Source organism: Streptomyces sp. NPDC056373 (genome assembly GCF_042262425.1).
Lineage (GTDB): Bacteria > Actinomycetota > Actinomycetes > Streptomycetales > Streptomycetaceae > Streptomyces.
In genome coordinates this window covers 178,389-198,521 of record NZ_JBHJPX010000005.1, presented here as the reverse complement: position 1 = coordinate 198,521, position 20,133 = coordinate 178,389, and the positions used below count along the sequence as shown (strand labels likewise).

Below are 20,133 nucleotides of genomic sequence, written 5' to 3'. Positions count from 1 at the left end.
CCCACTTCGCCACGAAGCGGGGGCCCGAGGGCGTTCACGGTGACGCCGGTGGATACAGCGAACGCGGCAGCTGGGAAGCCGCCGCCCCGTCCAGCAGCCACAGCGTCCGGCTCCTGCCGTACGCCCCCGCCGCCGGAGCCTGGATCTCCCCGGCTCCCGAGAGGGCGATCGCCGCCGCCTCGGCCTTGTCCTCGCCCGCGGCCAGGAGCCATACCTCCCGTGCCGCCCGGATCGCCGGCAGCGTCAGCGTCACCCGGGTCGGCGGCGGCTTGGGCGCGCCGTGGACGCCGACCACCGTGCGGTCGGTCTCCCGGACCGCCGGCAACTCCGGGAACAGCGACGCCACATGCGTGTCCGGCCCGACGCCCAGCATCAGCACGTCGAACGTGGGCACGGGCCCGTGGTTCTCCGGGCCCGACGCCGCTGCCAGCTCCTCCGCGTACGCGGCGGCCGCCGCGTCCACGTCGGTGCCGTGCGGCCCGTCCGACGCGGGCATCGCGTGCACCCGCTTCGGATCGAGCGGAACCGAGTCGAGCAGAGCCTCCCTCGCCTGGGTGACGTTGCGCTCGGGGTCGCCCTCGGGCAGGAACCGCTCGTCGCCCCACCAGAGGTCGAGCCGGCTCCAGTCGATCGCGTCCCGGGCGGGCGCCGCGGCCAGCGCGGCCAGCAGGCCGTTGCCGTTGCGGCCGCCCGTCAGGACCACGGACGCCGAACCCCGGGAGGCCTGCGCGTCCACGATCCTGGTGATCAGCCGCGCCGCCGCGGCCTGCGCCATCAGCTCCTTGTCGCGGTGGACGACCAGCTGCGGTGCCGTACTCACTTCGTCGTCGCCTTCCGTACCGGTTCCAGCGCGGGCGGTTCCTGCCTCACCGGTTCCTCCGCCGTCGCTTGTGAAGCGGGAGCTTTCGCAGCCGCTTCAACGGGAGCGGGGAGGGCGAGTCGTCCTCGCCCGTCACTTTTGGGCTCTCCGCGCTCTCCTTTGGCGACCGGGTCCCCGGAGACCCGCGGCGCCGGAGCCGACCAGGACGACTTCAGCCGGTCCACCCCGAACCGCAGCGCCGACGCGTACGTGTCGTCCGGGTCCAGGCGGCGCAGCTCCTCCGCCATCAGCTCGGCGGTCTCCCTGCGCTTGAGCGCGACAGCCCGGTCCGGCTGGCCCTCGATGGAGAGCGTCGCCAGGGAGCCGTCGGCCCGGTCCAGCTTGATCGGCCCGCAGTTGGTGTCCATCCGGACCGCCGTCAGACCGGGGCCGCTGGACAGCGAGCGCTTCACGGGCACGTCCAGCCGGTCCGCGAGCCACATCGCCAGCAGCTCACAGCTCGGGTTGAACTCCTCGCCCTCCACCTCGACGGCCCGTACCTCGCAGGTGACCTGGTCGAGGGCCGCAGCCAGCATGGAACGCCAGGGCGTGATGCGGGTCCAGGACAGATCCGTGTCGCCGGGGGTGTAGGTCCCCGACCGGGTCGCCAGGTCCCGTACCGGCTGCTCGGAGGCGTACGTGTCGGTGACGCGGCGCTGCGCGAGGGCACCCAGGGGGTCCTTCGCCGGGTCGAGCGGCGCGTTCACCGGCCACCACACCACCACCGGGGCATCAGGCAGCAGCAGCGGCAGCACCACCGACTGGGCGTGGTCCGCGACCTCGCCGTACAGCCGGAGCACGACCGTCTCGCCCGTACCGGCGTCCGCGCCGACCCGGACCTCCGCGTCCAGACGGGACTGGGTGCGGTCGCGGGGCGAGCGGGAGACGCGCTTGATGACCACGAGCGTGCGCGAGGGATGCTCGTGCGCGGCGTCGCTCGCGGCCTTCAGCGCGTCGTAGGCGTTCTCCTCGTCCGTCACGATGACCAGCGTGAGGACCATGCCGACCGCCGGTGTGCCGATGGCCCGGCGGCCCTGCACGAGCGCCTTGTTGACCTTGCCGGCCGTGGTGTCCGTGAGGTCTGTCTTCATGGCCGGCGCCAGCTCCGTCCGTGTCGCTCGAGCATTTCGTCCGCCTCGACGGGCCCCCAGGTACCGGCCGGGTACTGGGCGGGCTTGCCGTTCTTGTCCCAGTACTCCTCGATCGGGTCGAGGATCTTCCAGGACAGCTCGACCTCCTCGGTGCGCGGGAAGAGGTTCGAGTCACCGAGCAGAACGTCCAGGATCAGACGCTCGTACGCCTCCGGGCTGGACTCCGTGAAGGACTCGCCGTAGGCGAAGTCCATCGACACGTCCCGGATCTCCATCGACGTGCCCGGCACCTTCGAGCCGAAGCGGACCGTGACGCCCTCGTCCGGCTGGACGCGGATGACGATCGCGTTGGAGCCGAGCTCCTCGGTGGCGGTGGAGTCGAAGGGGGAGTGCGGGGCCCGCTGGAACACGACCGCGATCTCCGTCACGCGGCGGCCGAGGCGCTTGCCGGTGCGCAGATAGAAGGGGATGCCCGCCCAGCGGCGGTTGTCGATCTCCAGCTTGATCGCGGCGTAGGTGTCGGTCTTCGAGGAGGCGTTGATGCCGTCCTCGTCGAGATAGCCGATCACCTTCGCGCCGCCCTGCCAGCCGGCCGCGTACTGGGCGCGCACGGTGTCGCGGCCCATGTCCTTCGGCAGCCGCACGGCGCCGAGCACCTTGGTCTTCTCGGCGGCGAGCGCGTCCGCGTCGAAGGAGGCCGGCTCCTCCATCGCGGTCAGTGCCATGAGCTGGAGCAGGTGGTTCTGGATGACGTCACGGGCGGCGCCGATGCCGTCGTAGTAGCCGGCCCGGCCGCCGATGCCGATGTCCTCGGCCATGGTGATCTGCACGTGGTCCACGAAGGACCGGTTCCAGATCGGCTCGAACATCGTGTTGGCGAAGCGCAGCGCCAGGATGTTCTGGACGGTCTCCTTGCCCAGGTAGTGGTCGATGCGGAAGACCTGGTCCGGGGCGAAGACCTCGTGGACGACCTTGTTGAGCTCCTCGGCCGACTCCAGGTTGTGGCCGAACGGCTTCTCGATGACCGCTCGCCGCCAGGAACCGCCCGTCTGGTCGGCCAGCTGGTGCTTCTTCAGCTGCTGGATGACCACGGGGAAGGCCGACGGCGGCACCGACAGGTAGAAGGCGAAGTTGCCGCCCGTGCCCTGTGCCTTGTCGAGCTCCTCGATCGTGGAGCGCAGCCGCTCGAACGCGTCGTCGTCGTCGAACGTGCCCTGCACGAAGCGCATGCCCTGGATGAGCTGCTGCCAGACCTCCTCGCGGAAGGGCGTGCGGGCGTGTTCCTTGACCGCGTCGTGGACCTCCTGAGCGAAGTCCTCGTGCGCCCACTCGCGGCGGGCGAAGCCCACCAGGGAGAAGCCCGGCGGCAGCAGACCGCGGTTGGCGAGGTCGTACACGGCGGGCATGAGCTTCTTGCGGGACAGGTCGCCCGTGACGCCGAAGATGACCAGGCCCGACGGCCCCGCGATGCGCGGGAGCCGTCGGTCCGCGGGGTCACGCAGCGGGTTGCTGCTCGACACCTGTTCAGCCCTCCGAAGGGGCGAGGCGCTTGAGCTCGGCCTCGGTCGACTTCAGCAGGTCGGTCCAGGACGCCTCGAACTTCTCGACGCCCTCCTCCTCCAGCAGCCGGACCACGTCGTCGTACTTGATCCCGAGCTTCTCGACCGCGTCGAGGTCGGCGCGGGCCTGCTCGTACGTGCCGGAGACGGCGTTGCCGCGGATCTCGCCCTGCTCCTCGGTGGCGAACAGGGTCGCCTCCGGCATGGTGTTCACCGTGTTGGGCGCGACCAGCTCGTCGACGTAGAGGGTGGCCTTGTAGGCCTTGTCCTTCACGCCGGTGGACGCCCACAGCGGACGCTGCTTGTTGGCACCCGCCTTCTCCAGGGCGCTCCAGCGGTCCGAGGAGAAGACCTCCTCGTACGCCTGGTAGGCCAGCCGGGCGTTGGCGACGCCGGCCTTGCCGCGCGCGGCCTTGGCCTCGTCGGTGCCCAGCGCGTCGATCCGCTTGTCGATCTCGGTGTCCACGCGGGAGACGAAGAACGAGGCCACGGAGTGGATCTGCGACAGGTCCAGGCCGCGCTCCTTGGCCTTCTCCAGGCCCTCCAGGAACGCGTCCATGACCAGGCGGTAGCGCTCCAGCGAGAAGATCAGCGTGACGTTGACGCTGATGCCCAGGCCGATGGTCTCGGCGATGGCCGGGATACCCGCCTCGGTCGCCGGGATCTTGATGAGCGTGTTGGGCCGGTCCACCAGCCAGGCGAGCTGCTTGGCCTCGGCGACCGTCGCCCGGGTGTTGTGCGCCAGGCGCGGGTCGACCTCGATCGAGACCCGGCCGTCCTGGCCGCCGGTGGCGTCGAAGACCGGACGCAGGATGTCGGCGGCGTCACGGACGTCCGCCGTGGTGATCATGCGGATGGCCTCTTCGACCGTGACCTTGCGGGCGGCGAGGTCGGTCAGCTGCGTGTCGTAGCCGTCGCCCTGCGAGATCGCCTTCTGGAAGATCGAGGGGTTGGTGGTGACGCCCACGACGTGCTGCTGGTCGATCAGCTCGGCGAGGTTGCCGGACGTGATCCGCTTGCGCGACAGGTCGTCCAGCCAGATCGCCACGCCTTCCTCGGAGAGGCGCTTGAGTGCGTCTGTCATGGAAATTCCATCTCCTACGTGTCGTGTATAAGCGTCAGCGCTGAGCTGCGGCGATCGATTCCCGCGCGGCGGCGGCCACGTTCTCGGGAGTGAAGCCGAACTCGCGGAAGAGGACCTTGCCGTCGGCCGAAGCACCGAAGTGCTCCAGGGAAACGATGCGGCCGGCGTCCCCCACGTACTTGTGCCACGTGAGACCGATACCGGCCTCCACCGCGACCCGGGCACGGACGGACGGCGGCAGAACGCTGTCCCGGTACCCCTGGTCCTGCTGCTCGAACCACTCCACCGACGGCATGGACACGACGCGCGTGGGCACGCCGGCGCCCTGGAGCTGCTCGCGCGCCTCGACGGCGACGTGCACCTCCGAGCCGGTGGCGATCAGGATGACCTCGGGCTCACCGCCGTCGGCCTCGAACAGCACGTAACCGCCGCGCGCGGCATCCTCGTTGGGCTCGTACGTCGGAACGCCCTGGCGCGTCAGCGCGAGGCCGTGCGGCTGCCCCTTGCCGAACTCCTTCGTCCAGCGCTTGAGGATCTCGCGCCAGGCGATGGCGGTCTCGTTGGCGTCGGCCGGGCGCACGAGGTTCAGGCCGGGGATCGCGCGCAGCGACGCGAGGTGCTCGACGGGCTGGTGCGTCGGGCCGTCCTCACCGAGGCCGATGGAGTCGTGCGTCCACACGTACGTCACCGGCAGGTGCATCAGCGCCGACAGCCGCACCGCATTGCGCATGTAGTCGGAGAAGACCAGGAACGTGCCGCCGTAGATCCGGGTGTTGCCGTGCAGCGCGATGCCGTTCATCTCGGCGGCCATCGCGTGCTCGCGGATACCGAAGTGGATCGTGCGACCGTACGGGTCCGCCTCCGGCAGCGGGTTGCCCGCCGGGAGGAAGGAGCTGGTCTTGTCGATCGTGGTGTTGTTGGAGCCGGCCAGGTCGGCCGAGCCGCCCCACAGCTCCGGGACGACTCCGCCGAGGGCCTGCAGCACCTTGCCGGACGCGGCGCGCGTGGCGACACCCTTGCCGACCTCGAAGACCGGGATCTTCTCCTCCCAGCCCTTGGGCAGCTCACCCTTGGCGACGCGGTCGTACTCCGCGGCACGCTCGGGGTTGTTGTCCCGCCACTGCTGGTACGCCTTCTCCCACACCGCGCGGGCCGCCTGGCCCCGCTCCAGCGCCTTGCGGGTGTGCGAGATGACCTCGTCGGAGACCTCGAAGGACTGCTCCGGGTCGAAGCCCAGGACGCGCTTGGTCGCCGCGACCTCGTCGTCGCCGAGCGCCGAGCCGTGCGCCGCCTCGGTGTTCTGCGCGTTCGGGGCCGGCCAGGCGATGATCGAGCGCATCGCGATGAACGACGGCCTGTCCGTGACGGCCTTGGCCTTCTGGATCGCCTCGAAGATCGCGGCCGGGTCCAGGTCGCCGTCGGCCTTCGGCTCCACGCGCTGCACGTGCCAGCCGTAGGCCTCGTACCGCTTGGCGGTGTCCTCGGAGACGGCCGTCTCGGTGTCGCCCTCGATCGAGATGTGGTTGTCGTCCCACAGCAGGATCAGGTTGCCGAGCTTCTGGTGGCCCGCGAGGGACGAGGCCTCGGAGGAGATGCCCTCCTGGAGGCAGCCGTCACCGGCGATGCAGTAGATGAAGTGGTCGAACGGCGACTCGCCCTCGGCGGCGTCCGGGTCGAACAGACCGCGCTCGTAGCGGGCGGCCATCGCCATGCCCACCGCGTTGGCGACACCCTGGCCGAGCGGGCCGGTGGTCGTCTCCACACCCGTCGTGTGCCCGTACTCCGGGTGGCCGGGGGTCTTCGAGCCCCAGGTCCGGAAGGACTTCAGATCGTCCAGCTCCAGGCCGAAGCCGGCCAGGTACAGCTGGGTGTAGAGGGTCAGGGACGAGTGGCCGGCGGACAGCACGAAGCGGTCCCGTCCGACCCAGTCGGCGTCCGCCGGGTCGTGCCGCATCACCTTCTGGAAGAGGGTGTAGGCGGCAGGCGCCAGGCTCATCGCCGTACCCGGATGGCCGTTGCCGACCTTCTGTACGGCATCGGCGGCCAGGACACGCGCGGTGTCGACGGACCGCTGGTCCAACTCGGTCCACTCGAGGTCTGTGGTGGTCGGCTTGGTGCTCACCCTGGGTCAGGGCTCCTCTCCACATGTCGGATGCCGGTGTATCGGGGCGCCCACCGGCCGCAGTCGAGCCTACCCCCGTGGGACGTGCGTTTTTTCGAGTCACTCCAGAGTGCCGGGGCTGATCCCGATCCGCTTCCCGACTGGGCCGTACCGCGTTCGACAGGTGAATACGGAGCCGCTCATCCGGGTGCTCAATCGAGCTTCGAGGCGCCCTTCCGAAGGCCTCCGCCAACACGAGCCGACCCCCGCGAATGTCCGAGTCTGGGCAACGTCTAAAGTGGCGTGGTACGCGCGAGCCTTTACCGGGACTTCACAGCGGTGAGGCTTGCTGGGATGTCTCTGTAGGGGTGTGCGTGACGGCCGTTGAATCCCGTCCAGCGGGGATGACCGGGGCTGACCAGAGCCCGGCCCACCGGCCGCTCGGGGCCCGTGTCATGGCATTCGTGGCTCTCACCAAGCCGCGGATCATCGAGCTGCTGCTGATCACGACGGTGCCGGTGATGTTCCTGGCGCAGCAGGGCGTGCCCGACCTGACGCTGGTGCTGCTGACGTGCCTCGGCGGCTACATGTCCGCGGGCGGCGCCAACGCCCTCAACATGTACATCGACCGCGACATCGACGCGCTGATGGACCGCACCTCGCAGCGTCCGCTGGTCACCGGCATGGTCAGCCCGCGCGAGTGCCTGGCCTTCGGCATCACGCTGGCCGTCGCCTCCACGCTGCTGTTCGGCCTCACCGTGAACTGGCTGAGCGCCTGGCTCGCCCTCGGCGCGCTCCTCTTCTACGTCGTCGTCTACACGATGATCCTCAAGCGGCGTACCTCGCAGAACATCGTGTGGGGCGGCATCGCCGGCTGCCTGCCGGTGCTGATCGGCTGGTCCTCGGTCACGAACTCGATGTCGTGGGCGCCGGTCATCCTCTTCATGGTCATGTTCTTCTGGACGCCGCCGCACTACTGGCCGCTGTCCATGAAGGTCAAGGAGGACTACGCGCGCGTGGGTGTGCCCATGCTGCCGGTGGTCGCCTCCAACAAGGTGGTCGCCAAGCAGATCGTGATCTACAGCTGGGTCATGGTCGGCGTCTCGCTCCTGCTCACCCCCCTCGGCTACACCGGCTGGTTCTACACCTCGGTGGCCCTGCTGGCCGGCGGCTTCTGGCTCTGGGAGGCGCACGGCCTGCAGAGCCGCGCGAAGGCGGAGGTGACGGGCGGCAAGCTCAAGGAGATGCGCCTGTTCCACTGGTCGATCACCTACGTGTCGCTGCTCTTCGTGGCGGTCGCGGTGGACCCCTTCCTGCGCTGACGCACGTCACACCGCCCCGCCCTCGCGAGTCGATCTACTCGTGAGTAGCATCCTGGCCATGGCAGACACGCAGCAGGTTGACCCGAAGGCCGAGCGCAAGGTGGCCCGGCTGGCCAAGCAGATCTCCTCCTTCTCCGCGGCCCACGGCGGCGCCGAGGGCCAGGTCGCCTACATCGGCGAGCGCGGTGCCCGCATCGTCCTGGTCGGCGAGGACGGCAACTGGGGCGACCTGGTCGCCCCCTCCTACGACATCGCCGAGAAGGCCGTGGAGAAGTCGGGCATCACCCGCCACGAGTCCTTCGACGGCGAATTCGCCGCGAAGGTCAAGACGGGCCGCTACGAGTGGTCCCGCATGGCGGGCATCCAGGTGGGCGGCCCCAAGAACGACTGACCTGGTTCTTTGGGGGCGCGGGGAACTGCGCGAGCCACCGAATACGGCCCGCACCCGCCGCACGGCACCGGCCGCCCACCCCGGGACCGCGACCTCACACCCGGTTCACCCGTTAGGACCCTTGAGAACAACAGGGTCCACCCCGGGAGGCCCGGATGATCGACACGCCGTCACTGGTGGACCAGTACTGCCACGGAGTGCTGCGCACGGAGCTGGGCCTCGGCACCTTCGAGGCCCACCTCAGCCGCACCGAGGGCCCACCCGCCCCCGGCACCACCCTCTTCGACACCCAGACCGGCTTCGCCGTGCGGCGCTGGTGCCCTCCCCTGCTCGGTCTCGAACCCCACTGCGCACCCGCCCGCTACCTGGCCCGACGCCGGGAGCTGGGCGTCCTGGAGTCCGGCCGCCGCCTCCTGCGCGGCAGCGGCATCACCACGTACCTGGTCGACACCGGCCTCCCGGGTGATCTGACCGAACCCGGCGAGCTGGCCGGCGCGGGAGCGGCGGAGGCCCGCGAGATCGTGCGCCTGGAACTCCTCGCCGAACAGGTCGCCGACACCTCCGGAACCGTCGAGTCCTTCCTCGCCAACCTCGCCGAGTCGGTGCACACGGCCGCCGCCCACGCCGTCGCCTTCACCTCGGTCGCCGGCGTGCGGCACGGCCTCGCGCTCGCTCCGGAGCCGCCCGGGCCCGGGGAGGTGCGCGGTGCGGCGGGCCGCTGGCTCGCGGGGCGAGGCGTCGGCGCTGAGCTGAGCGACCCTGTGCTGCTCCGGCACCTGCTGTGGAGCGCGGTCGCCTCGGGGCTGCCGCTCCAGCTGCACGCGGGGCTGGGCGCCCCGGCGCTGCGGATCGACCGTACGGATCCGGTGCTGCTGACGGACTTCGTACGGGCCACCGCCGGTCTCGGCACGGACCTGGTGCTGCTGCACGGCTACCCGTATCACCGGCAGGCCGCCCATCTCGCCGGAGTCTTCCCGCACGTCCACGTCGACTGCGGTGCCGCCCTGGTCCGCACGGGCGCCCGGGCCGCGACCGTCCTCGCCGAGATCCTGGAACTGGCCCCCTTCGGCAAGATCCTCTTCTCCACCGGCGCGCAGGGCCTGCCCGAACTGCACGTGGTGGGGGCCCGGCTGTTCCGTGAGGCCCTCGGACGGGTGCTCGGCACCTGGGTCGCCGAGGGCGCCTGGTCACTGACCGACGCGCAGCGGGTGGCGGGCATGCTGGCGTCGGGGAACGCCCGCCGGGTGTACGGGCTCGACTAGGCCTTTCGTCCGGCTCGGGTCGCGGGGAACCGAAGGCCTAGGCCTTGGTCAGGGTGGCCTCGGCGGTGGGCCCGGGCAGGTCCACGCCGGCCTCCGGCCGCTCGCGAAGCGACAGCACCACCCGCAGCACCCAGATCCACATCACGGCCGAGCCGAGCATGTGCAGGCCGACCAGGATCTCGGGCAGGTCCGTGAAGTACTGGACGTAGCCGATGACGCCCTGGGCGAGCAGGATCAGGAACAGCTCGCGGGTGCGGTTCAGCGGGTTCCTCGGCGCGTCGACCGCCTTGAGGACGAACCACAGGGCGAACGTCAGCGTCACCACGATCCAGGCCAGCACGGCGTGCAGCTTGCTCACCGTCTCCCAGTCGACCGGCATCCGCTCGACCTCGCTGGAGTCGCCCGCGTGCGGGCCCGCGCCGGTGACGACCGTGCCGACCAGGATGAGCAGGACGGCCGCCGCGGCCAGGAACCACACCAGCTGCTGCACGGCCTTGCCGACCAGTGGGCGCGGTACCGCGTCACCCTCCCGGGTGCGCTGCCACATCACCGTGGCCACCGCGATGAGCGCGGAGGTCGCCACGAAGTGGGCCGCGACCGTGTACGGGTTGAGACCGACCAGCACCACGATGCCGCCGAGGATCGCGTTGCTCATCACGATCCAGAACTGCGCCCAGCCCAGCCGTACGAGGCCCCGCCGGTACGGCTTCTGCGAGCGCGCGGCGATGATCGCCCAGCCGACGGCCGCGCACAGCACGTACGTCAGCATGCGGTTGCCGAACTCGATGGCGCCGTGGAAGCCCATCGCGCTGGTGGCGGTGAGCGAGTCGTCGGTGCACTTGGGCCAGGTCGGGCAGCCCAGGCCCGAGCCGGTCAGGCGGACGGCGCCGCCGGTGACGACGATGATCACCGACATCAGCAGTGCGGTGAGGGCCGCGCGCCGGACCGTCCGGGGTTCCGGGGTCCAGCGCTCGGCGATGAAGGCGAGCGGGTTGCGCAGGGCGGCCTGGGCGTCGGCGCGGGTCACGTGTGGCACGCGAACCATCGTAGGCCGCCGCTTGTGCATGCGTTCACGAGGGTCCGTCACAGGACACCGTCCCTACTCCCAGCGGAAGAACTTCCCGGCCGCCGCCAGGCCCACGACCGCCCACACGGCCAGGATCCCGAGGTCGCCCCAGGGCATCCCGGCGCCGTGCTGGAGCACGTCCCGCAGCCCGTCGGACAGGGCCGCGATCGGCAGCAGGCCCAGCACGTCCTGCGCGCCGGCGGGGAACTTGTCCAGCGGCACGACGACCCCGCCGCCCACCAGCAGCAGCAGGAACACCAGGTTGGCCGCGGCCAGCGTCGCCTCGGCCTTCAGCGTCCCGGCCATCAGCAGGCCCAGCCCCGAGAAGGCGGCCGTGCCGAGAACCAGGAAGAGCAGGACGGCGACCGGGTTGCCGTGCGGCGACCAGCCGAGCGCGAAGGCGATCACCGTCAGCAGGGTCACCTGGAGCACCTCGGTGACCAGGACGGACAGCGTCTTCGCCGTCATCAGGCCCCAGCGGGGCAGGGGCGAGGACGCGAGCCGCTTCAGCACGCCGTAGCGGCGCTCGAAGCCGGTGGCGATGGCCTGGCCCGTGAACGCGGTCGACATCACCGCGAGCGCGAGGATGCCGGGCGCGAGGAAGTCGACCGCCTCGCCGGCGCCGGTGTCGACGATGTCCACGGTGCTGAAGAGCGCCAGGAGCAGGGTCGGGATGACAACCGTCAGCAGCAGCTGCTCGCCGTTGCGCAACAGCATCTTCGTCTCGAGGGCGGCCTGGGCCGCGATCATGCGGGTCAGAGGCGCCGCGCCGGGCTTCGGCGTGTACGTCCCGGTGCCGGTGGCGGTCACGAGCGCAACTCCTTGCCGGTGAGCTCCAGGCTGTGCTTGCCCGGGGCACCCCCGGGCCCCCGGCCGATCTCCGTGCGGGGCGGGATCATGAGCGCAACTCCTTGCCGGTCAGCTCCAGGAACACGTCCTCCAGGGTGTGCCGCTCGACCGAGATCTTCTCCGGCATCACGCCGTGCTGGGCGCACCAGGAGGTGACCGTCGCGAGCAGCTGCGGGTCGACCTTGCCCACGACCCGGTAGGAGCCCGGCGTCAGCTCGGCGGCCGAGCAGTCGGCGGGCAGGGCCTTCAGCAGGGAGCCGACGTCGAGGCCCGGCCGGCCCGTGAAGCGGAGCGTGTTCTCGGCGCCGCCCCGGCACAGCTCCTCGGGGGAACCCTGGGCGATGACCCGGCCGGCGTCGATGATCGCCACGTCGTCCGCGAGCTGCTCGGCCTCGTCCATGTAGTGGGTGGTGAGGACGACGGAGACGCCGTCGGCGCGCAGGTCCCGCACGAGGTCCCAGGTGGCGCGGCGGGCCTGTGGGTCGAGTCCGGCGGTCGGCTCGTCGAGGAAGACCAGCTCAGGCCGTCCGACCACGGCCATGGCCAGCGCGAGTCGCTGCTGCTGCCCGCCGGACAGCCGCCGGTACGTCGTGCGGCCGCAGGAGCCGAGGCCCAGCCGCTCGATCAGCGCGTCCACGTCCAGGGGGTGTGCGTGCAGCTTCGCCACGTGGCGGAGCATCTCGTCGGCCCGGGAGCCCGAGTAGACGCCGCCGGACTGGAGCATCACGCCGATGCGGGGCCGCAGGTCCCCGGACTGTCTCACCGGGTCGAGACCCAGGACGCGCACCGTGCCGGAATCCGGCTTCCGGTACCCCTCGCAGGTCTCGACCGTGGTCGTCTTGCCCGCCCCGTTGGGACCGAGCACGGCGGTCACGCCCGTCCGGGCCACCAGGTCGAGCCCGTCCACCGCGGTCTTCGTGCCGTACCGCTTCACCAGGGCCTGGACCTGGATCACGGGCTCACTTCGCATGGGTCCAGAGTCTAGGGAGGCGGGCCGGACCTCAGACCGGCGGGTGGAGGAATTCCTCATCACGGGGCCGGTGGGCCGCCAGCCACCGTTCGGCGTAGGCCACCGCGTCCGCCACCGGGAACAGCCGCGCCTCGGCCGCGCCGACCTTTCCGCGCACGACGGGACGGTCCCGTTCGAAGTCGTAGCCCAGCTCGTCGAAGCGGTCCGAGCTGATCGACACCTCGGTGACGGTCTCCCAGCCGTCCGGCCCCGGCCGGCCCACGGCGACGCGCGGGGACGGTATCCGGTACTCGGCGAGGTGGAAGCTCGTGCAGGAGGCGTAGCCGGCGCCGAGCAGCAGTACCCGGGCGCCCATCGCCTCCAGCTTCGCGAGCGGGCTGCGCTCACCGAGCCGGCAGTCGGGCGCGTGCCCGTCCAGCACCTGCGCCGCGCGGGGGCCGAGCGCGGCGAACGAGGTCTGCGGATGCGCGCTGCGCAGTGCGCCGGGCCAGGTCCGCACGGTCTCGGGGACGACGCCGACCCCGCGGCTGGGTGTGATCCGCGGGTCGTAGGCGGGCATGGTGGCACGGATGGCCGCCCACCATTCCGGGGGTACGGGCGGGTTGCCCCACAGGGCCGGGTCGGACAGGTCGCCGGTCTGGGTGGGGACCACGAGCGTGCCCTCCGGGCCGAGCGCGTCGAGCAGTCCTTCCACCACCGCGACGGCGCCGCCGTTGACCCAGCCGAGGGCGCTGAGCGAGGAGTGCGCGAGGAGGATCTCGCCCGGCCGCACGCCCAGCTCGGCGAGCTGGGTCCGGAGCGTCTCGCGGGTGACAAGAGGGCCGGTCGGAGGCGGTGTGGGCATGGTTGTGGAGTGTCCCCGATCCGGCTGCCGCATGCCACCTCTTTGATCGATCAGAGATCGTTTCCGCAGGTCGGATTAGGTTTACCTAAGTGACGCAGGGCACCGTCGGGTGACACATGCGCGGCTTGCCCGGTCCGGAAGAATTACGCAACAATGGCGTTGTGAAAAACGTCGGCGAGGCACCCCACGAGGAGCTGGCGACCGGGGAGCGGTCCACCCGCAACCGAGTCGCGAGGTCCATCCTGGACCACGGCCCCTCGACCGTCGCCGAGCTCGCCGAGCGGCTGGGCCTCACCCAGGCGGCCGTGCGCCGGCACCTCGACGCCCTCACGGGCGACGGTGTCGTGGAAGCGCGCGAGCAGCGGGTGTACGGCGCTCGGACCCGCGGCCGGCCGGCCAAGGTGTTCGCCCTGACGGACTGCGGCCGCGACGCCTTCGACCAGTCGTACGACACGCTCGCCGCCGACGCCCTGCGCTGGATCGCCGACCGCGAGGGCGGCAACGAGGCGATCGCCGCCTTCGCCCGCGCCCGGATCGCCGCGCAGGCGGGCGCCTACCGCCGCGCCGTCGAGGGCGTGCCGGCCGAGAAGCGGGCCGAAGCGCTGGCCAAGGCCCTGACTGCCGACGGGTACGCTGCTACGGCGCGCAGCGCGCCCCACCCGCAGCAGGGTGAGCAGCTCTGCCAGCACCACTGCCCGGTCGCCCATGTCGCCGGGCAGTTCCCGCAACTGTGCGAGGCGGAGACGGAATTTTTCGCCGAGCTGCTCGGTACGCATGTACAGCGGCTCGCCACCATCGCGCACGGCGACGGCGTCTGCACGACGTTCATCCCCAAGATTTCCCACAACGCATCTGCAAGCACGGCCGGGAGGAACCCCGCATGACTCTCCCCACGGAGACTGCCCACCCCGAGCTGGAGGGCCTGGGCAAGTACGAGTACGGCTGGGCCGACTCCGACACGGCCGGCGCTTCCGCCAAGCGCGGCATCAACGAGGACGTCGTCCGGGACATCTCCGACAAGAAGAGCGAGCCGGAGTGGATGACCAAGCTCCGTCTCAAGGGCCTGCGCCTGTTCGAGAAGAAGCCCATGCCGAACTGGGGCTCGGACCTCTCCGGCATCGACTTCGACAACATCAAGTACTTCGTGCGCTCCACGGAGAAGCAGGCGGAGTCCTGGGAGGACCTGCCCGAGGACATCAAGGCCACGTACGACAAGCTCGGCATCCCCGAGGCGGAGAAGCAGCGCCTCGTCGCCGGTGTCGCCGCGCAGTACGAGTCCGAGGTCGTCTACCACCAGATCCGCGAGGACCTGGAGGAGCAGGGCGTCATCTTCCTGGACACCGACACCGCGCTGAAGGAGCACCCGGAGCTCTTCAAGGAGTACTTCGGGACCGTCATCCCCGTCGGTGACAACAAGTTCGCGTCGCTGAACTCGGCCGTGTGGTCGGGCGGCTCCTTCATCTACGTGCCGCCGGGCGTCCACGTGGAGATCCCGCTCCAGGCCTACTTCCGTATCAACACGGAGAACATGGGCCAGTTCGAGCGGACCCTGATCATCGTCGACGAGGGTGCCTACGTGCACTACGTCGAGGGCTGCACCGCCCCGATCTACAAGTCGGACTCGCTGCACTCCGCGGTCGTCGAGATCATCGTCAAGAAGAACGCCCGCTGCCGCTACACGACCATCCAGAACTGGTCGAACAACGTCTACAACCTGGTCACCAAGCGCGCCGTCGCCTACGAGGGCGCGACCATGGAGTGGGTCGACGGCAACATCGGCTCCAAGGTGACGATGAAGTACCCGGCCGTCTACCTGATGGGCGAGCACGCCAAGGGCGAGACCCTGTCCATCGCCTTCGCCGGTGAGGGCCAGCACCAGGACGCCGGCGCCAAGATGGTCCACATGGCGCCGAACACGTCGTCCAACATCGTCTCGAAGTCCGTCGCGCGCGGCGGTGGCCGCACCTCCTACCGCGGTCTGATCGAGATCGGCGAGGGCGCCCCGGGCTCCAAGTCGAACGTGCTCTGCGACGCGCTGCTCGTCGACACCATCTCCCGCTCGGACACCTACCCCTACGTGGACGTCCGTGAGGACGACGTGTCCATGGGCCACGAGGCGACCGTCTCCAAGGTCTCCGAGGACCAGCTCTTCTACCTCATGAGCCGCGGCCTGAGCGAGGACGAGGCCATGGCGATGATCGTGCGCGGCTTCGTCGAGCCCATCGCCAAGGAGCTCCCCATGGAGTACGCGCTGGAACTCAACCGGCTGATCGAGCTGCAGATGGAAGGCGCGGTCGGTTAATCCCACCGCGGTCCGTCAAGCCCTTACGTAACGGAAAGAGAGCACCACGACAGCCATGGCTGAGGCCCAGAACATCCCCGTGGGGTCGACGACCGCGGGCTCGATCGCGGTCGCCGCGGAGTCGACCGTCGCCACCCGCATGAGCGCGCCCCCCTCCTTCGACGTGGCGGACTTCCCCGTCCCGCACGGCCGTGAGGAGGAGTGGCGGTTCACCCCGCTCGATCGCCTGCGCGGTCTGCACGACGGCACCGCCGTCACCACCGGCAACGGCGTGAAGGTGGAGGTCAAGGCTCCTGAGGGCGTCACCGTCGAGGCGGTCGGCCGCGACGACGCGCGCCTCGGCAGGGCCGGCACCCCGGTGGACCGCGTCGCCGCCCAGGCCTACTCGGCGTTCGAGAAGGCCGGGGTCGTGACCGTCCCCAAGGAGACCGTCCTCACCGAGCCCATCCGCATCGGGGTGCACGGCGAGGGCGGCACCGCCTTCGGCCACCAGGTGATCGAGCTGGGCGCCTTCGCCGAGGCCGTCGTGGTGATCGACCACACCGGTGACGCCGTGCTCGCCGCCAACGTCGACTACATCCTGGGCGACGGCGCCAAGCTCACCGTCGTCTCCGTCCAGGACTGGGACGACAAGGCCGTCCACGTCGCCCAGCACAACGCGCTCGTCGGCCGCGACGCCTCCTTCAAGTCGGTCGTCGTCACCTTCGGCGGCGACGTCGTGCGCCTGCACCCGCGTGTGCAGTACGCCGGCCCCGGCGGCGAGGCCGAGCTGTTCGGCCTGTACTTCACCGACCAGGGCCAGCACCAGGAGCACCGCCTCCTGGTCGACCACAACGTCCCGCACTGCAAGTCCAACGTCGTCTACAAGGGCGCGCTCCAGGGCGAGGACGCGCACGCGGTGTGGATCGGTGACGTGCTCATCGAGGCCAAGGCCGAGGGCACGGACACCTACGAGATGAACCGGAACCTCGTCCTCACGGACGGCGCCCGGGTCGACTCCGTGCCGAACCTGGAGATCGAGACCGGCGAGATCGTCGGCGCCGGCCACGCCTCGGCGACCGGCCGCTTCGACGACGAGCAGCTCTTCTACCTCATGGCCCGCGGCATCCCGGAGCACGAGGCCCGGCGCCTCGTGGTCCGCGGCTTCTTCGCCGAGCTGGTCCAGCAGATCGGCCTCCCCGACATCGAGGAGCGCCTGATCGCCAAGATCGAGGAGGAGCTGGAGGCGGCGGTCGCATGACCTTCGTACGCGCCTGTGGACTGGGCGAGCTGGAGGAGGACACCCCGAAACGGGTGGAACTCGACGGCACGCCCCTGTCCATCGTGCAGACCGAGGGCGAGGTGTTCGCGATCCACGACATCTGCTCGCACGCGAACGTCTCCCTGGCGGAGGGCGAGGTCGACGACTGCCACATCGAGTGCTGGCTGCACGGCTCGCGCTTCGACCTCCGTTCCGGCAAGCCCGACGCCCTACCGGCGACGCGCCCCGTCCCCGTATACCCCGTAAAGATCGAAGGGGACGACGTGCTCGTCTCCCTCACCCAGGAGTCCTGAGGCACCCATGGCAACGCTTGAAATCCGAGACCTGCACGTCACCGTCGAGGCCGACAACGCCACGAAGGAGATCCTCAAGGGCGTCGACCTCACCGTGAAGCAGGGCGAGACGCACGCCATCATGGGCCCCAACGGCTCCGGCAAGTCGACCCTCGCCTACTCGCTCGCGGGTCACCCGAAGTACACGATCACCGGCGGCACCGTCACCCTCGACGGCGAGGACGTCCTGGAGATGTCCGTCGACGAGCGCGCCCGCGCCGGCCTGTTCCTCGCGATGCAGTACCCGGTCGAGGTTCCGGGTGTCTCCGTGTCGAACTTCCTGCGCACCTCCGCCACCGCCGTCCGCGGCGAGGCCCCCAAGCTGCGCACCTGGGTGAAGGAGGTCAAGGAGGCCATGCAGCGCCTCAACATGGACCCGGCCTTCGCCGAGCGCAACGTCAACGAGGGCTTCTCCGGCGGTGAGAAGAAGCGCCACGAGATCCTCCAGCTGGAGCTGCTCAAGCCGAAGGTCGCCGTTCTCGACGAGACCGACTCCGGTCTGGACGTCGACGCCCTGCGCGTCGTGTCGGAGGGTGTGAACCGCGTCCGCGAGACGGGCGAGGTCGGCACGCTGCTGATCACGCACTACACGCGCATCCTCCGCTACATCAAGCCCGACCACGTGCACGTCTTCTCCGGCGGCCGGATCGTCGAGTCCGGCGGCGCCGAGCTCGCCGACAAGCTGGAGAACGAGGGCTACGAGGCATACCAGAAGGGTGGCGCATCCGCGTGACACAGCTGCCGGGCCTCCTCGACACCGAGGCGATCCGCAAGGACTTCCCCATCCTGGACCGTCAGGTCCACGACGGTCAGAAGCTCGTGTACCTGGACAACGCGGCGACCAGCCAGAAGCCGCGCCAGGTACTGGACGCCCTGAGCGAGTACTACGAGCGCTACAACGCCAACGTCCACCGCGGTGTGCATGTGCTCGCCGAGGAGGCCACGGCGCTGTACGAAGGCGCGCGCGACAAGGTCGCGGAGTTCATCAACGCGCCCTCGCGGGACGAGGTGATCTTCACCAAGAACGCCTCCGAGTCCCTCAACCTCGTGGCGAACATGCTGGGCTGGGCCGACGAGCCCTACCGCGTGGACTCCGAGACCGAGATCGTCATCACGGAGATGGAGCACCACTCCAACATCGTGCCGTGGCAGCTGCTCGCGCAGCGCACGGGCGCGAAGCTGAAGTGGTTCGGCCTGACCGACGACGGCCGCCTCGACCTGTCGAACATCGACGAGGTCATCACGGAGAAGACGAAGATCGTCTCCTTCGTGCTGGTCTCCAACATCCTCGGCACCCAGAACCCCGTCGAGGCGATCGTGCGCCGCGCCCAGGAGGTCGGTGCGCTGGTGTGCGTCGACGCCTCCCAGGCCGCGCCGCACATGCCGCTGGACGTCCAGGCCCTGCAGGCCGACTTCGTCGCCTTCACCGGCCACAAGATGTGCGGCCCGACCGGCATCGGCGTCCTGTGGGGCCGCCAGGAACTGCTGGAGGACCTGCCCCCGTTCCTCGGCGGCGGCGAGATGATCGAGACGGTGTCGATGCACTCCTCGACCTACGCCCCGGCGCCCCACAAGTTCGAGGCGGGCACGCCCCCGATCGCCCAGGCGGTCGGCCTCGGCGCGGCGATCGACTACCTCAACTCGATCGGCATGGACAAGATCCTCGCCCACGAGCACGCCCTCACCGAGTACGCGGTGAAGCGGCTGCTGGAGGTCCCCGACCTGCGCATCATCGGCCCCACCACGGCCGAGGAGCGCGGCGCGGCGATCTCCTTCACCCTCGGGGACATCCACCCGCACGACGTGGGCCAGGTCCTCGACGAGCAGGGCATAGCGGTCCGGGTCGGCCACCACTGCGCCCGACCGGTCTGCCTCCGCTACGGAATTCCTGCGACCACGCGAGCGTCGTTCTATCTGTACTCCACGCCGGCCGAGATCGACGCACTGGTCGACGGCCTGGAGCACGTACGGAACTTCTTCGGCTGAGGGGCGTGCTAGACGGTGAAACTGGACTCCATGTACCAGGAAGTCATCCTGGACCACTACAAGAACCCGCACGGGCGGGGCTTGCGGGATGGCGACGCCGAGGTGCACCACGTCAACCCGACGTGCGGTGACGAGATCACGCTGCGCGTGAAGTACGACGGAACCACGATCGAGGACGTCTCGTACGAAGGCCAGGGCTGTTCCATCAGCCAGGCGAGCGCGTCCGTACTGAACGAACTCCTCGTCGGCAAGGACCTCTCCGACGCGCGGAAGATCCAGGAGACCTTCCTGGAACTGATGCAGTCCAAGGGGAAGCTCGAACCCGACGACGCGATGGAGGACATCCTGGAGGACGCGGTCGCGTTCGCCGGGGTGTCCAAGTACCCGGCCCGGGTGAAGTGCGCCCTGCTGAGCTGGATGGCCTGGAAGGACGCGACGGCCCAGGTACTGGGCGGAGCCGACGCCGAGAAGGAGACGACGGCATGAGCGAGACCGTTGAGATGAAGCCGGCCTCGGAGGAAGAGGTCCGTGAGGCGCTGTACGACGTCGTCGACCCCGAGCTGGGCATCGACGTCGTCAACCTCGGCCTGATCTACGGCATCCACATCGACGACGCGAACATCGCGACGCTCGACATGACTCTGACCTCGGCGGCCTGCCCGCTGACGGACGTCATCGAGGACCAGGCGAAGTCCGCCACGGACGGCCTCGTGAGCGAGCTGCGCATCAACTGGGTCTGGATGCCCCCGTGGGGCCCCGACAAGATCACGGACGACGGGCGCGAGCAGCTCCGGGCTCTGGGCTTCAACGTCTGAGATCCGCTGACGCGACTGAGGGCGGCACCCTGTACGGAG

At 70.0% G+C, this 20,133-nt stretch carries 20 protein-coding genes; 11 read left to right on the top strand and 9 right to left on the bottom strand.

The window, feature by feature from the left end:
- Positions 1–34: 34 nt before the first annotated feature.
- The 5 genes from pgl to tkt are packed head-to-tail and all read right to left on the bottom strand — an operon-like array spanning position 35 to position 6,715.
- Positions 35–820 (bottom strand): 6-phosphogluconolactonase, encoded by a 786-nt coding sequence (gene pgl, locus ACFCXS_RS12385; protein ID WP_376643201.1) that lies wholly within the window; start codon positions 818–820, stop codon positions 35–37.
- Entirely contained in the window at positions 817–1,950 is a 1,134-nt protein-coding gene (opcA, locus tag ACFCXS_RS12380; RefSeq protein WP_376643200.1) for a glucose-6-phosphate dehydrogenase assembly protein OpcA, read from the bottom strand. The genes pgl and opcA overlap by 4 nt, the downstream gene beginning before the upstream one ends.
- The gene (gene zwf / locus ACFCXS_RS12375) at positions 1,947–3,470 is read right to left on the bottom strand and encodes a glucose-6-phosphate dehydrogenase (protein ID WP_376643199.1); all 1,524 of its coding nucleotides are present in this window, start codon (positions 3,468–3,470) and stop codon (positions 1,947–1,949) included. The genes opcA and zwf overlap by 4 nt, the downstream gene beginning before the upstream one ends.
- Before the next feature lie 4 nt (positions 3,471–3,474).
- Positions 3,475–4,593, bottom strand: coding sequence for a transaldolase (gene tal, locus ACFCXS_RS12370; RefSeq protein ID WP_376643198.1), 1,119 nt, complete (start codon positions 4,591–4,593; stop codon positions 3,475–3,477).
- A 34-nt stretch (positions 4,594–4,627) separates the two neighbouring features.
- Positions 4,628–6,715, bottom strand: coding sequence for a transketolase (gene tkt / locus ACFCXS_RS12365; RefSeq protein ID WP_376643197.1), 2,088 nt, complete (start codon positions 6,713–6,715; stop codon positions 4,628–4,630).
- Between the two features lie 347 nt (positions 6,716–7,062).
- Between tkt and ACFCXS_RS12360 the strand changes: the two genes are divergently transcribed.
- From ACFCXS_RS12360 to ACFCXS_RS12350, 3 genes are all read left to right on the top strand, one after another.
- Positions 7,063–8,016: a heme o synthase gene (locus tag ACFCXS_RS12360; protein WP_376643196.1), complete on the top strand. Its 954-nt coding sequence runs from the start codon at positions 7,063–7,065 to the stop codon at positions 8,014–8,016.
- A gap of 58 nt (positions 8,017–8,074) precedes the next feature.
- Positions 8,075–8,407: a hypothetical protein gene (locus tag ACFCXS_RS12355; RefSeq protein ID WP_376643195.1), complete on the top strand. Its 333-nt coding sequence runs from the start codon at positions 8,075–8,077 to the stop codon at positions 8,405–8,407.
- A gap of 155 nt (positions 8,408–8,562) precedes the next feature.
- Complete coding sequence (locus ACFCXS_RS12350; protein ID WP_376643194.1) at positions 8,563–9,669, top strand: amidohydrolase family protein; 1,107 nt, start codon at positions 8,563–8,565, stop codon at positions 9,667–9,669.
- 37 nt (positions 9,670–9,706) lie between these two features.
- Here the strand turns inward: ACFCXS_RS12350 and ACFCXS_RS12345 are convergent, their stop codons facing one another.
- From ACFCXS_RS12345 to ACFCXS_RS12330, 4 genes are all read right to left on the bottom strand, one after another.
- A complete protein-coding gene (locus ACFCXS_RS12345) occupies positions 9,707–10,714 on the bottom strand; it encodes a heme A synthase (RefSeq protein WP_376643193.1) in 1,008 nt (335 codons plus the stop codon).
- A gap of 54 nt (positions 10,715–10,768) precedes the next feature.
- On the bottom strand, positions 10,769–11,485 hold the full coding sequence (locus ACFCXS_RS12340) for an ABC transporter permease (RefSeq protein WP_376643408.1): 717 nt from the start codon (positions 11,483–11,485) through the stop codon (positions 10,769–10,771).
- A gap of 145 nt (positions 11,486–11,630) precedes the next feature.
- Positions 11,631–12,554 (bottom strand): ABC transporter ATP-binding protein, encoded by a 924-nt coding sequence (locus ACFCXS_RS12335; RefSeq protein ID WP_376643192.1) that lies wholly within the window; start codon positions 12,552–12,554, stop codon positions 11,631–11,633.
- A gap of 31 nt (positions 12,555–12,585) precedes the next feature.
- The gene (locus tag ACFCXS_RS12330) at positions 12,586–13,398 is read right to left on the bottom strand and encodes an aminoglycoside N(3)-acetyltransferase (RefSeq protein ID WP_376643191.1); all 813 of its coding nucleotides are present in this window, start codon (positions 13,396–13,398) and stop codon (positions 12,586–12,588) included.
- 161 nt (positions 13,399–13,559) lie between these two features.
- On the opposite strand from ACFCXS_RS12330, the gene ACFCXS_RS12325 reads away from it, so the two are divergent.
- Genes ACFCXS_RS12325 through ACFCXS_RS12290 form a run of 8 tightly spaced genes read left to right on the top strand, consistent with a single transcriptional unit; the run spans position 13,560 to position 20,094 of the window.
- Entirely contained in the window at positions 13,560–14,282 is a 723-nt protein-coding gene (locus tag ACFCXS_RS12325) for a helix-turn-helix transcriptional regulator (protein ID WP_376643190.1), read from the top strand.
- On the top strand, positions 14,279–15,700 hold the full coding sequence (sufB, locus tag ACFCXS_RS12320) for a Fe-S cluster assembly protein SufB (protein WP_053670664.1): 1,422 nt from the start codon (positions 14,279–14,281) through the stop codon (positions 15,698–15,700). Before ACFCXS_RS12325 ends, sufB begins: the two co-directional genes overlap by 4 nt.
- A gap of 55 nt (positions 15,701–15,755) precedes the next feature.
- On the top strand, positions 15,756–16,940 hold the full coding sequence (sufD, locus tag ACFCXS_RS12315; RefSeq protein WP_376643189.1) for a Fe-S cluster assembly protein SufD: 1,185 nt from the start codon (positions 15,756–15,758) through the stop codon (positions 16,938–16,940).
- Positions 16,937–17,254 (top strand): non-heme iron oxygenase ferredoxin subunit, encoded by a 318-nt coding sequence (locus ACFCXS_RS12310; protein ID WP_053670666.1) that lies wholly within the window; start codon positions 16,937–16,939, stop codon positions 17,252–17,254. Before sufD ends, ACFCXS_RS12310 begins: the two co-directional genes overlap by 4 nt.
- Positions 17,255–17,261: 7 nt before the next feature.
- Complete coding sequence (sufC, locus tag ACFCXS_RS12305) at positions 17,262–18,026, top strand: Fe-S cluster assembly ATPase SufC (protein WP_376643188.1); 765 nt, start codon at positions 17,262–17,264, stop codon at positions 18,024–18,026.
- Complete coding sequence (locus tag ACFCXS_RS12300) at positions 18,023–19,279, top strand: cysteine desulfurase (protein ID WP_376643187.1); 1,257 nt, start codon at positions 18,023–18,025, stop codon at positions 19,277–19,279. Before sufC ends, ACFCXS_RS12300 begins: the two co-directional genes overlap by 4 nt.
- Before the next feature lie 15 nt (positions 19,280–19,294).
- Positions 19,295–19,765 (top strand): Fe-S cluster assembly sulfur transfer protein SufU, encoded by a 471-nt coding sequence (sufU, locus tag ACFCXS_RS12295; protein ID WP_031143574.1) that lies wholly within the window; start codon positions 19,295–19,297, stop codon positions 19,763–19,765.
- Positions 19,762–20,094: a metal-sulfur cluster assembly factor gene (locus ACFCXS_RS12290; protein ID WP_028809645.1), complete on the top strand. Its 333-nt coding sequence runs from the start codon at positions 19,762–19,764 to the stop codon at positions 20,092–20,094. Before sufU ends, ACFCXS_RS12290 begins: the two co-directional genes overlap by 4 nt.
- Positions 20,095–20,133: the final 39 nt, after the last annotated feature.